This is a genomic window from Streptomyces endophyticus, from assembly GCF_035798155.1.
Classification (GTDB): Bacteria; Actinomycetota; Actinomycetes; order Streptomycetales; family Streptomycetaceae; genus Streptomyces; species Streptomyces endophyticus.
On the sequence record NZ_JAOZYC010000152.1, the window covers coordinates 1 to 12,332 of the forward strand.

Below are 12,332 nucleotides of genomic sequence, written 5' to 3' on the forward strand. Positions count from 1 at the left end.
GCCAGGCCGCCGCGCGTCGGCCGGCACCTCTACATGGACCTGGCGGAGCTGCGGCCGCGGCTCGCCGCGCTCGGCGTCAGCGACTCCCAGGACCTGGAGGACTTCCTCGGGAACCGGCTCGGCATGCCGGTCCCCGGCGGCCACCGCTTCGGCGACGAGCAGGGCGCGCTGCGGGCGCGCCTGTCGACGGGGCCGCTGCTCGGGTCAACCCCCGAGGAACGCAGGGCGTCCCTCACCTCACCGGAGCCCTTGGAATTGCCGCATGTCGCACGGCTGTTGACCATGGTGGAGTCCACGCTCCGCGCCATCGGCGGGGAACCGGAAGGCGAAGGATGGGAGACCGAGCGATGACGCAGGCGTCCGAGGCACCGTCGGCCGTACAGCGGGTCGATGCCACCGCGTCCCCACCGCCCCTCGTCGAGCCGCGGCCGCTCGGCGGGGGAGACACCGGAGCGCGGGACGTTCCGCGCCGCTGGCCCAAATCGTTCGCCCACCGGCTGACCGCACCGCTGCCGGGACTGCGGGCCTTCGCCAGATTCGCCCGCGAGGGCGCGCTCCGGCCGCCCGCCGAGAGCCTGGCCGACATCCCGAAGCTGCCCTTCGCGCCCGGCCCGCTGCCGCAGGTCGACGCCCGCACGGCCGCCGTCACCTGGGTCGGGCACGCCAGCTGGATCGTCCGGATCGGCGGCCTCACGGTCCTCACCGACCCCGTCTGGTCCCGCAAGATCCTCGGCACCCCGGCCAGGGTCACCCCCGCGGGCGTCGCCTGGAGCGCGCTGCCCCGCATCGATGCCGTGGTCATCAGCCACAACCACTACGACCACCTGGACTGGCCGACCGTCAAAAGACTCCCGCGCGACACCCCGGTCCTCGTTCCCGCGGGGCTCGCCCGCTGGTTCACGCGGCGCGGCTTCACACAGGTCACGGAGTTGGACTGGTGGGAGGCGGCGGAGCTGAAGGGCGTCCGCTTCGACTTCGTGCCGGCCCACCACTGGTCCAAGCGCAGCCTCGTCGACACCTGCCGCACCCTGTGGGGCGGCTGGGTGCTCACCGACTCCGAGGGGCAGCGGATCTACTTCGCGGGCGACACCGGCTACGGCCACTGGTTCTCGCAGATCGGCCGCCGCTACCCGGGCATCGACCTGGCGCTGCTCCCGATCGGCGCGTACGACCCGCGCTGGTGGCTGAAGGACGTGCACTGCGACCCGGAGGACGCGGTGCGGGCGGTGCAGGACGTGGGCGCGCGCCGGATGGCGCCGATGCACTGGGCGACGTTCCTGCTGTCGGCGGAGCCGGTCCTCGAACCGCTGCACCGGCTCCGCGCTGCCTGGGAGAAGGCGGGCCTCCCGCGCACGGCCCTGTGGGACGTGCCGGTGGGCGGCTCACGCGTGCTGACCGCCTGACTCCCGCCCCCGCACCTTGCGCCAGACGCCCGGCGCCGCGCTGATCAGCACCGTCAGCGCGATCGCCGCGACGACGCCCTGCCACGGCTCCGGGAAGAGGGACCCGCCGAGGATGCCGATGACCTGGTACGTCGCCGCCCACGCGAGGCAGGCGGGGACATCGCCGCGGGCGAACTGCCGCAGCGGCATCCTCGCCAGCAGGCAGGCCAGCATCACGGGGATCCGCCCGGCGGGCACGAGCCGCGACAGGACGAGCACCATCACCCCGTGATCGTCGAGCTTCTCCTGCGCCTGCGCGAGCCGCTCCTCCGGAGCCCGGGAACGGATCGCCTCCAGCCACTTCGACCCGTTCTTGGAACGCATGCCGCGCCGCCCCAGCCAGTACAGGACGATGTCGCCGAGGAACGCGGCGAGCGCCGCCGCCGCGAAGACGAACAGCAGCGTGAGCGGCGCGCCGTGGTGGAACGCGACGACCGCCGCGGAACTCACGAGCGCGCCCGTCGGAATGACCGGGACGAGCGCCCCGAGGAAGACGAGCAGGAACAACGAGGGGTAGCCGACGGCCTGTTGGGTCGTCTCGGGCGGCACCTGGGTCGCCGCGGAGAGCATCACCGGCGCGCTCCCGGCCGAAGGGCTTCGGGCCGTCTCATCCGGCCACCTCGGGTCGTACGGTCTCGCCCTGGTCCAGCCGGTGCACCGCCACGCCGGGCGCGCGCAGCGCCGCCTGCCGGACGAACTCGTCGCCCGGGGCGTGGAACTCGTGCGGCCGCACCGCGTCCATGCCGATCGGCCAGTACGTCCCGTAGTGCACGGGCACCGCGCTGCGCGGCGCGATCCGGGCGAGCGCCTCCGCGGCCCGGTCGGCGTTGAGATGCCCCGACCCGAGGTACGGGCCCCAGCCGCCCACCGGCAGCAGCGCCACGTCGACCTCGCCCACGGCCTCCGCCATGCCGTCGAACAGCCCGGTGTCACCCGCGAAGTACGTACGGGCCTCGCCGCTCACGACGTAGCCGAGCGCGGGGGCCACATGCGGACCGACGGGGAGCCTGCGACCGTCGTGCTCGGCGCGTACCGCCTCTATCGCCACGTTCCCGACCTCGACGCGCGCGCCCGCCTCCACCTCGATGATCTTCAACGTGCTGAGCCTGCGCAGCGCGGGCACGGCGCGCGGGGCGCCCTTCGGCACGAGCACCCGCGTACCGGGCGCGAGCCGGGCGAGCGAGGGCACGTGCAGATGGTCGGCGTGCAGGTGGGAGACGAGGACGACGTCCGCCTCCGCCGCGCGCGGCGGAGGCGCCGCGCCGCGCCGACGGCGCAGATGTGCGAGGCGCCGCGCGAAGAGCGGATCCGTGAGGACGCGCGTGCCTGCGTCCTCGACGGTGCAGGTGGCATGACCCCACCAGGTGATCTCCACCGGCACGCGCTCCTCCTTGTGCTCCTCCGGGCGACTCCCTTGAGCCTACGTGCAGGAGTAGGGTCGGGGCCGAAAGCTGTGGTGAGGGGGGACGCATGGGGGCATCCGACGGGAGCGGCGATGCGGTGCGGGTCGCGGCGATCGCCAGCCTGATCCCGCTGGAGGAGCTGGACGCCGACCCCTTCCTGGTGGACTCGCGCAGCCAGCACGCCATGTGCGCGCGCTGGGCCGCCGAACGTGGCTACGTGGTCACCCGTGAATTGCTCGTCCACTCGGTCCGGCCCGACCACGAGGTGCTGTGGGCGGACGTCGACGCGGGCCTTGTCGACGTGTTCGTCGCCCCCTGCGAGCGGGTCCTGCGCGCGGCCCTGCGCTCGGTCGACGCGTTCTCCGCGGAGTGCGAGCGGCGCGGCATCCGCCTGGAGACGGCAGGCCTCGTGGAACCCGCGTACGACGCGGAAATGAAGGCCCGCGTCCACCGCCGCCTCTCCATGCCAACAGCAGGCTACGACGGCTGTTGACCACTTCAAGCCCCGCCGGCGATTGAGGCGCGGGGTCCGGGGCGGAGCCCCGAGGCCGTAACACCGCCTGAGCGCAAACGGTATGAAACCCTGCCCCCACGTGACCAAATGAGGGGAGCCGAAAAGTGGCCGGAGGCCGATGGTGGCGGCGAGCCGGAAGCACCGCCTGGCGATCGGCCACGGTATGGGCCGCCTGCACCGTGACGATGATGGTCCTCGCCGGCCTGCTGCCCGACTTCAAGCTGACGTCCGACGACGGCGACAGCATGACCCGCGTCGCCGTCACCGCCGCCCTCGGCGCCGCCGCCTTCGCCCTGCTCTCGGCCCTGGTCTGGCCCGTCCTCGTACGCGCCCTGCTGCTCGTACCCGCGCTCGTCCTCGGCCTCGTCGTGTTCTTCCTCAACGGCGCCCTGCTGCTCATCGCGCTGCACCTCATCCCGGACGGCAGAGGTGAGGCAGGACCCGAGACCGCGGTCGTCGTGGCCGCGGTGATGTCGGCCGTCGCGTCGGCGGCCGGTGGTGCGCTGGCCGTCCGGGACGACGACGCGTACCGCAGGCGCCTGTACCGGCTCGCCGACCGCAGGCGCCGCAGGGACACCGACGCCGACGCCACCTGCCCGCCCACCCCCGGCACCGTCTTCATCCAGCTCGACGGCGTCGGCCACGAGGTGCTGCGCCGCGCCGCGCGTGACGACGTCATGCCGACGGTCGGCTCGTGGCTGCGCGACGGCGGCCACCACCTCACCCCGTGGCGCACCGACTGGTCGAGCCAGACCGGCGCCAGCCAGCTCGGCATCCTGCACGGTTCCAACTACGACGTCCCGGCCTTCCGCTGGTACGAGAAGGACACCGGCGAGACCCAGGTCTCCAACCGGCCCACCAGCGCCGCCGAACTCCAGCGCCGCGCCGTCGCGCACACCGGTGACGGCGGACTGCTCACCCTCGACGGCGCCAGCCGCGGCAACCTGTTCAGCGGCGGCGCGGAACAGGTCGCGCTCGTCCTGTCCGTGGCCGCCCGGCGCGGCAAACAGAACCGCTCACGGGCCGGCTACTTCGCCTATTTCTCCGACCCGGCCAACGCCGTCCGCACCGCGCTGTCCTTCCTCGCCGAGGTCGGCCGCGAGATCGGGCAGTCCACCCGGGCCCGCCTGTGCAAGCAGCGGCCGCGGATCGGGCGCGGCGGCCTGTACCCGTTCATCCGCGCGTTCGCGACCGTCGTCGAGCGGGACGTCGTCGTCGCGGCCGTCATCGGCGACATGCTCGCGGGCCGCAGTTCCGTCTACGCCGACCTCGTCGCGTACGACGAGGTGGCGCACCACTCGGGACCGTTCGGCCGCGACGCGCAGAAGGTGCTCGAACGCCTCGACCGTTCGCTCGCGCTGCTCGTCAAGGTCGCCGAGCACGCGCCGCGCCCGTACCGCATCGTCGTCCTCTCCGACCACGGGCAGAGCCCCGGCGAGACCTTCCGCGGCCGCTACGGGCTCACCCTCCAGGACCTCGTGCGCGCGGGCTGCGGGCTGCCCGTGCCACGCAGGGCGCGGCGCACCCGCAGCGGCGCCGAGGCCCGCGCCGCCGTGCGGGCCGCGCTGCACCGCCCCGTCGAGGAGGCCGCGGGCAAGGGAAAGCGCAGCGAACCGATCGTGCTGGCCTCCGGCAACCTCGGCCTCGTCTCCTTCCCTGACGTCCCGCACCGCATGACCCGCGAGGAGATCGACGCCCGCAACCCCGCCCTGCTGCCGACCCTCGCCAACCACCCCGGCATCGGCTTCCTCCTCGTACGCAGCGAGGAGCACGGCGCGGTCGTGCTCGGGGCCCGAGGAGCGGCGGTGCCGCTGGCCGAGCTCGCCGACGGCGAGGGGCCGCTCGCCGACTTCGGTCCCGGCGCCGCCGACGCCGTGCGCCGCACCGACTCCTTCCCGCACACCGCCGACATCATGGTCAACTCCATGTACGACCCGGTGGACGGCGAGGTGCTCGCGTTCGAGGAGCAGATCGGCTCGCACGGCGGGCTCGGCGGCGCCCAGAGCCGGCCGTTCCTGCTCTCGCCCGCGGAGCTGTCCGAGCCGGTGCCACCGGGCGAGGTCCTGGTCGGCGCCGAGCAGGTGCACCAGGTGCTGCGCCGCTGGCTCACCGAGGGGCACGGACCGCAGGTCCCGATGCGGGTCGTGCCGCTGTCCCTGGCCCCACCTGCGACGAAGCCCCTTGAGCGGCCCGTGGAGAATTCCCTCCGGCGGGAGCCCGGCGGTGCATCATTTGCGGCCACGCCCCCCGAGCCGCAGGACAATTCCGCCTGATTTGGAGCGCGGCGGGAGCCCACCGGACCATGGGCCCCGCCATCCGGCGATCCCGCGGTGGCCCAGCACAATCGAGAGGCACTTCCCCCCATGCTCGACACCGGGACTGCCCCCGCTCCCGAGACGGCTCCGGCAGCGGACGACGACCGGAACGCGGAAGGCCGCGACGGCAAGCACGCCCGCAGGTTCGGACTTCCCGTCGCGACGGCCCTCGTCATGGGCAACATCATCGGCGGCGGCATCTTCCTGCTGCCCGCCTCCGTGGCCCCGTACGGCACGATCTCGCTGGTCGCCTTCGGCGTCCTGACGGTCGGCGCCATCGCCCTCGCGCTCGTCTTCGGACGGCTCGCGAAGCGGCATCCGCAGACCGGCGGCCCCTACGTGTACGCCCGTGAGGCCTTCGGCGACTTCGCCGGGTTCCTCGCCGCGTGGAGCTACTGGATCACCTCGTGGGTGTCGAACGCGGCGCTCGCCGTCGCCGCCGTCGGGTACCTCAACGTGCTCCTGCCGATCCACGGCTCGACGTTCTGGACGATCGTCGCGGCGCTCGCCTGCCAGTGGCTGCCCGCGCTCGCCAACCTCGCGGGCACCCGCTACGTCGGCGCCGTCCAACTGGTCTCCACCGTCCTGAAGTTCGCGCCGCTGGTGCTCGTCGCGGTCGGCGGCCTGTTCTTCTTCGACGCCGACAACCTCGGCCCGTTCCAGACGGGCGGGGACTCCCCGGTCGGCGCGATCTCGGCGTCCGCCGCGATCCTGCTCTTCAGCTACCTGGGCGTCGAATCCGCCTCCATGAGCGCGGGCGAGGTCCGCGACCCGGAGCGCAACGTCGGCCGGGCCACGGTCCTCGGCACCGGGCTCGCCGCGCTCGTGTACCTGCTGTGCACGGTCTCCGTCTTCGGCACCGTCGCCCACGACAAGCTCGTGGACTCCACCGCGCCGATGACCGACTCCGTCAACGTGATGTTCGGCGGCACCTGGGGCGGCACGGCGGTCGCGATCGCCGCGGTCGTCTCGATCCTCGGCGCGCTCAACGGCTGGACGCTGCTCTCCGCGCAGGCGCCGTACGCCCCGGCGAAGGACGGCCTGTTCCCCGCCGCGTTCGCCCGCAAGAAGCGCGGCGTCCCGACGTTCGGCGTGCTCGTCGGAGTCGCCCTCGCCTCGCTCCTGACCATCTACAACTACACGGCGGGATCCGAGGGCGTCTTCGAGAGCCTCGTGCTCATCACGACGTTCACGGCGACGGTCCCGTACCTCCTCGCCACGGCCGCGCAGATCTACTTCCTGCTGTCGGGCCAGGGCCACCGGGTGAGCAAGGGCCGCCTCGCGCGCGACATGACCCTCGCGCTCGCCGCGTTCGGCTTCTCGATGTGGCTGGTCGGCGGCGCCGGCTACGCGGCCGTCTACCAGGGCGTCGTCTTCCTCTTCGTGGGCGTCCTCGTCTACGCGTGGATGGCGGCCCGCAAGAAGCGGACCGCCACCCACTGACCCGACCCCCGTCGGTCACCTGGCGATCGGTGCGACCACCCAGCGCTGTGTCTTGAACATGCTGTCCCGCGAGCCGATCTCGATCAGCTTGCGGGCAGCCGGGTACGCCTCGTTGCCCTCGATCTCGTAACCGACCTCAAGAGACCCGGGTACGTCCCTGATCTCCAGCTGCGCCTCGATGTCGGCCGCCGACCGTTCGCCGTCCGCGGCCATCGCGGTGAGGTGGCCGATGCGCCGCTGCTGCGCCTCGTCCAGCGCCTGCCGCGGGTCGCGCGAGCCGGGTGAGGCCAGCGCGTCCTTGCCCTTGCCGGACGGGGGCGCGACCGCGGAGGAGGGCGTGCGCGTGTCGCCGGTGGGCGTGCGCGTCGACAGGGTCGCCTGGACGACCGTGCCGTCGTTGTCGAGCGCGACGCGGAACTCGCCGCGGCCCGGCGTGATCACCGGCACGCCGTCGAAGGCCTGCCGGAACGTGACGTGCGTCTGAAGCGACACCGGCTCACCGATCTGCGAACCGTCCTTCTTGCCGCTGTTCTGCATCAGATCGTGCACGCTGTCCACGACCAGCTCGACGCCCTCCGTCTCCTGGCTGTGTTCCTGCACGAACCGCTGCGCGATCTCGACCGCGCGCTCGGTCGACAACTGCCGCGTGTTGCGGTGGTTGCCCTCGGCGAGCTTCACCCACCGCACCGCATGCGGCGCCGTCGAGATGAACCGGTCGCCCGAGCTCGCGCTGAGCACGCCCTGTCGCTCGACCTGCACCTCTTGCAGCGCCGCCGAAGGGAAGTGCGCGAGGCGGCCGAGACCGGTGAGCTCCTCGCTCGGGTCGCGCGGCGCCAGCTGCACGATCTGCGGGCTCTGCGGCGCCTGCGTCAGCGGGTCGCGCAGGCCCTGGCGCGCGTAGTACCAGCGCCACGCGTACCAGTTGTCCGGAACGTGGTCCCGGTAGAAATTGCGCTCGGAGTTCAGCCGGTTCTGCGCCTCCGCCTGGGTCGAACCGGTGGCGCACACCGACGGCGCCTGACCGTGGTAGATGTCCCAGCTCGCGTTCAGCCACGCGTCGCAGAACGTCTGGCCGGCCCGCCACTTCTCCCAGAACTTCTTGCCGTAGTCCGGGCTGTCGATGCTCGTCGTCTCGAACCCGAAGATCATCCGGGAGCCGAGGTTGGGCCCGGCCCAGGTGCGTACGGGGGAGTGCCCGTCGAGGACGCGCAGCGAGTTGCACGTCGACCAGAACACGTAATTGGCCTTCTCGTTGCCGAACGCCATCCGGTTGGAGATCGCGTCCGAGCGGTTGTCCCACTTGGCGCCGAGCGGCGCGAAGAACACGCCGTTGCCGTCCATGCCGCCGTGCCCCGAGTGGTAGACGGCGACGACGGCGTCCACGCCGTACCGGTCCTGCCAGTTGTCGTACGTCTCCTCGTACGCCCACACCTGTACGCCGCTGTCGGCGAACCAGAAGTTTCGGTCGTAGAACTGCTGGAGGTACGCGAGCCAGCCGGTCGCGTCCTCGTGCGTGTGGGAGAGCGGGTTCTGGTTCACGAACTTCTGGATGCTGAACGCACCCCACCAGCCGAACGTCGAATCCCGGTCGGTCGCGCCCGGCTTTCCGGTCTCCAGTGGTGACGGACCCTGGTCCGCGTAGATCATGCGCATGGTCAGACCCCCTGCGAAGCCCCCTGAGCCCCCCTGGGCGGGAGGCCTCAAAGTGTCACCGCCACGCCCCTTTGCCCAGCACCTTTTCCGGCCACACATGCGGAGAGCCCACCCGGCGTTGCGCCTTCGGGGCGCTGCCCCGCAACCGCGACCACGCCCCCCGTGAACAAGACCCCGCCACCCCGGATGTGGTCGTATGGAACGGCACACGTACACCTACAAACCCGGAAAGGACCCCCCGTGGCAACGACCCGCTCCGCACACACCGTGTGGGAAGGCAACCTGTTCGAGGGCAACGGCACCGTCACCTTCGACTCGTCCGGCATCGGGCAGCAGCCGGTGTCCTGGCCGTCCCGCGCCGAGGAGGCGAACGGCAAGACCAGCCCGGAGGAGCTGATCGCCGCCGCGCACTCCTCGTGCTTCTCCATGGCGCTCTCCAACGGCCTGACCGGCGCGGGCACGCCGCCCACCAAGCTGGTCACCTCCGCGGACGTGACGTTCCAGCCGGGCGAGGGCATCACCGGCATCCACCTCACCGTCGAGGGCACGGTTTCCGGCCTCGACGAGCAGGGCTTCCAGGCCGCCGCTGAGGACGCCAAGAAGAACTGCCCCGTGAGCCAGGCGCTCACCGGCACGACGATCACCCTCACCGCCAAGCTGGGCGGCTAGGGACCAAGCGTCCGTGCTCTTGACGTAGGACCGCTCACGCCCTGTGCTGGATCCGGACGTGAGCGGGCCTACGCAACGGCAAAGGGGACGCGTCATGGGGCGTGCGGTCGGTATCGATCTCGGTACGACGAACTCGGTGGTGGCCGTGCTCGAGGGCGGTGAACCCACCGTCATCGCCAACGCGGAGGGCGCGCGCACCACGCCCTCGATCGTCGCCTTCGCCAGGTCGTCGAGCGCCGAGGTGCTCGTCGGCGAGGTCGCCAAGCGGCAGGCCGTGACGAACGTCGAGCGCACCGCGCGCTCCGTCAAACGGCATATGGGGGACGGCAGTTGGCACTTCCCCGACACCGGGGACATCGACGGCCACCGGTACAGCGCCCAGGAACTCTCGGCCCGCGTGCTGCAGAAACTCAAGCGCGACGCCGAGTCGTACCTCGGCGAGGACGTCACCGACGCCGTCGTCACCGTGCCCGCCTACTTCGACGACGCGCAGCGCCAGGCCACCAAGGAGGCCGGCGAGATCGCGGGCCTGAAGGTGCTGCGCATCGTCAACGAGCCGACGGCCGCCGCCCTCGCGTACGGGCTCGACAAGGGCGACGAGCAGACGGTCCTCGTCTTCGACCTGGGCGGTGGCACCTTCGACGTCTCGCTCCTGGAGATGGGCGAGGGCGTCATCGAGGTCAAGGCCACCAACGGCGACACCCAACTCGGCGGCGACGACTGGGACCAGCGGATCGTCGACCACCTCGCGCGCCAGTTCAAGAACGCCCACGGCATCGACCTCGCCGGCGACAAGATGGCCGTGCAGCGGCTCCGCGAGGGCGCAGAGAAGGCCAAGATCGAGCTCTCCTCGTCCAGCGAGACGAACATCAACCTGCCCTACATCACGGCCTCCGCCGAGGGGCCGCTGCACCTCGACGAGAAACTGACGCGCGCTCAACTCCAGGAACTCACCGGCGACTTGCTCGATCGCTGCAAGAAGCCCTTCCATCAGGCCGTCAAGGACGCGGGCGTCGAGCTGAAGGACATCGACCACGTGATCCTGGTCGGCGGGTCCACACGCATGCCCGCCGTCACCGACCTCGTCAAGGAACTCACCGGGAAGGACCCGCACAAGGGCGTCAACCCGGACGAGGTCGTCGCCGTCGGCGCCACGTACCAGGCCGGTGTGATCCGCGGCGACGTCAAGGACGTGCTGCTGCTCGACGTCACCCCGCTGTCGCTCGGCATCGAGACCAAGGGCGGGGTGATGACCAAGCTCATCGAGCGCAACACCACCATTCCCACCCGCCGTTCGGAGACCTTCACGACCGCCGCCGACAACCAGCCCTCCGTCGGCATCCAGGTCTTCCAGGGCGAGCGGGAGATCGCCGCCTACAACAAGAAGCTGGGCGTCTTCGACCTCACCGGCCTCCCGCCCGCGCCGCGCGGCGTGCCGCAGATCGAGGTCACCTTCGACATCGACGCCAACGGGATCATGCACGTCGGCGCCAAGGACCTCGCCACGGGGCGCGAGCAGAAGATGACGGTGACCGGCGGCTCGGCGCTGCCCAAGGACGAGATCGACCGGATGATGCGGGAGGCCGAGGCGCACGCCGAGGAGGACCGCACGCGCCGCGAGGCGGCCGAGGTCCGCAACGAGGCGGAGCAGCTCGTGTACCAGACGGAGCGCTTCCTGCGCGACAACGAGGAACGGATACCTGCCGGGACCCGGTCCGAAGTGGAGGATTCCGTACGGGAGTTGAAGACGGTACTCGAGTCCAAGGAGTCGTCCACGCAGGAGCTGCGCGAGGGTGCGCGGGGGCTCGCGGAGGTGAGCCAGCGGATGGGGCAGGCGATGTACCAGGCGGCCTCGTCGTCCCAGGAGGACGCGCAGCCGTCGGGGGAGCAGCCCTCCAAGGACAAGGACGCCCACGACGACGTCGTCGACGCCGAGATCGTCGACGACGACAAGCCCTAGACGGACAGGCGCTAGACGGACAGGCGCTAGACGGACAGGGCCCGGTCCGCCCTCACCCGAGGGCCTCCCGGGCCTGCTTCAGGATCTCCACCGTCCGCGCGGCCCCGGCCGCCTGTGCCACCAGGTGGTCGAGGACCTCCAGGTGCATGCCGACCTCGTCCCGCGCGTCCAGGTACAGGGCCCCGGTCACGTACTCGCTGTAGACCATGTCCGGCAGCTCCCTGACCGGGAACCGGAACAGGGTGAACGGGCCGAACGTGCCGGGGTGCGGCCCCGTCGCGAACTCGGCGATCTGGAGCGTCACATTGGGGCGTTGCGATGCCTCGATGAGCCGGTCCAGCTGGCCGCGCAGCACGTGGGGGCCGCCGGGCGGTCGCCGCAGCACCGTCTCGTCCATGACGACCCACAGGTGTGGCGAGTCCTCCCGGTCGAGCAGCGACTGGCGGGCCATGCGCAGATCGATGTGCCGGTCGACCTCCTCGGGCCGGGAGCGGCCCACGGTGCCGGCGTCGAAGACGGCCCGCGCGTACTCCTCGGTCTGCAACAGGCCGGGCACGAAGTGCGGTTCGTAGGCGCGGATCATCGAGGCCGCGCCCTCCAGGCTGACGTACAGGCTGAACCAGTCGGGGAGCACATCGTGGAACCGCTGCCACCAGCCCGGCAGGTTCGCGTCCTCGGCGAGCGCCACGAAGGCCTCGATCTCGCGCTCGGGCACCTCGTACAGCTCCAACAGCATCTGTACGTAAGGGATCTTGAGCGCGACCTCGGCGGTCTCCATCCTGCGGATCGTCGCGCTCGCCACGCGCAGCGGCCGGGCCGCCTCCTCGCGCTTGAGTCCGCGGGCCTCGCGCAGATCACGCAGCCGGCGACCGAGGACGACCTGGCCCACGGTGGGCGCGGGCCGACGTTCACTCACCTTGGTACGTCCCCCCA

Annotated in this window: 10 protein-coding genes and 1 pseudogene; 7 read left to right on the forward strand and 4 right to left on the reverse strand. The window is 71.7% G+C overall.

Features of this window, described 5'->3' with window-relative positions:
* Positions 1-351 (forward strand): annotated as a pseudogene (locus tag OKJ99_RS30630) (pyridoxal phosphate-dependent aminotransferase); the annotation flags it as partial.
* The gene (locus OKJ99_RS30635; RefSeq protein WP_326021194.1) at positions 348-1,403 is read left to right on the forward strand and encodes an MBL fold metallo-hydrolase; all 1,056 of its coding nucleotides are present in this window, start codon (positions 348-350) and stop codon (positions 1,401-1,403) included. The pseudogene OKJ99_RS30630 and the gene OKJ99_RS30635, both read left to right, overlap by 4 nt.
* Here the strand turns inward: OKJ99_RS30635 and OKJ99_RS30640 are convergent.
* Both OKJ99_RS30640 and OKJ99_RS30645 read right to left on the reverse strand, forming a co-directional pair.
* Complete coding sequence (locus tag OKJ99_RS30640; protein ID WP_326021235.1) at positions 1,383-2,012, reverse strand: DedA family protein; 630 nt, start codon at positions 2,010-2,012, stop codon at positions 1,383-1,385. The genes OKJ99_RS30635 and OKJ99_RS30640 overlap by 21 nt on opposite strands.
* 37 nt (positions 2,013-2,049) lie before the next feature.
* Complete coding sequence (locus OKJ99_RS30645; RefSeq protein WP_326021195.1) at positions 2,050-2,823, reverse strand: MBL fold metallo-hydrolase; 774 nt, start codon at positions 2,821-2,823, stop codon at positions 2,050-2,052.
* Between the two features lie 89 nt (positions 2,824-2,912).
* On the opposite strand from OKJ99_RS30645, the gene OKJ99_RS30650 reads away from it, so the two are divergent.
* The 3 genes from OKJ99_RS30650 (at position 2,913) to OKJ99_RS30660 (ending at position 7,117) form a co-directional block, all read left to right on the forward strand.
* Positions 2,913-3,338, forward strand: coding sequence for a hypothetical protein (locus tag OKJ99_RS30650; protein ID WP_326021196.1), 426 nt, complete (start codon positions 2,913-2,915; stop codon positions 3,336-3,338).
* 209 nt (positions 3,339-3,547) lie between these two features.
* Positions 3,548-5,632, forward strand: coding sequence for an alkaline phosphatase family protein (locus OKJ99_RS30655; RefSeq protein ID WP_407700798.1), 2,085 nt, complete (start codon positions 3,548-3,550; stop codon positions 5,630-5,632).
* 90 nt (positions 5,633-5,722) lie between these two features.
* Complete coding sequence (locus OKJ99_RS30660; RefSeq protein WP_326021198.1) at positions 5,723-7,117, forward strand: amino acid permease; 1,395 nt, start codon at positions 5,723-5,725, stop codon at positions 7,115-7,117.
* A 15-nt stretch (positions 7,118-7,132) separates the two neighbouring features.
* On the opposite strand, the gene OKJ99_RS30665 is transcribed toward OKJ99_RS30660, so the two are convergent.
* Positions 7,133-8,770 carry a DUF6345 domain-containing protein gene (locus tag OKJ99_RS30665; RefSeq protein WP_326021199.1) on the reverse strand — a complete coding sequence of 546 codons (1,638 nt, stop codon included), beginning with the start codon at positions 8,768-8,770 and terminating at the stop codon, positions 7,133-7,135.
* A gap of 240 nt (positions 8,771-9,010) precedes the next feature.
* Here OKJ99_RS30665 and OKJ99_RS30670 point away from each other — a divergent pair, with 240 nt between their 5' ends.
* Together OKJ99_RS30670 and dnaK are read left to right on the forward strand one after the other, a co-directional pair.
* Positions 9,011-9,439 (forward strand): OsmC family protein, encoded by a 429-nt coding sequence (locus OKJ99_RS30670; protein ID WP_266715470.1) that lies wholly within the window; start codon positions 9,011-9,013, stop codon positions 9,437-9,439.
* 94 nt (positions 9,440-9,533) lie between these two features.
* Complete coding sequence (gene dnaK, locus OKJ99_RS30675; protein ID WP_326021200.1) at positions 9,534-11,399, forward strand: molecular chaperone DnaK; 1,866 nt, start codon at positions 9,534-9,536, stop codon at positions 11,397-11,399.
* Positions 11,400-11,451: 52 nt separating this feature from the next.
* Here dnaK and OKJ99_RS30680 read toward each other — a convergent pair whose 3' ends face one another.
* The gene (locus tag OKJ99_RS30680) at positions 11,452-12,315 is read right to left on the reverse strand and encodes a helix-turn-helix domain-containing protein (RefSeq protein ID WP_326021201.1); all 864 of its coding nucleotides are present in this window, start codon (positions 12,313-12,315) and stop codon (positions 11,452-11,454) included.
* Positions 12,316-12,332 lie beyond the last annotated feature (17 nt).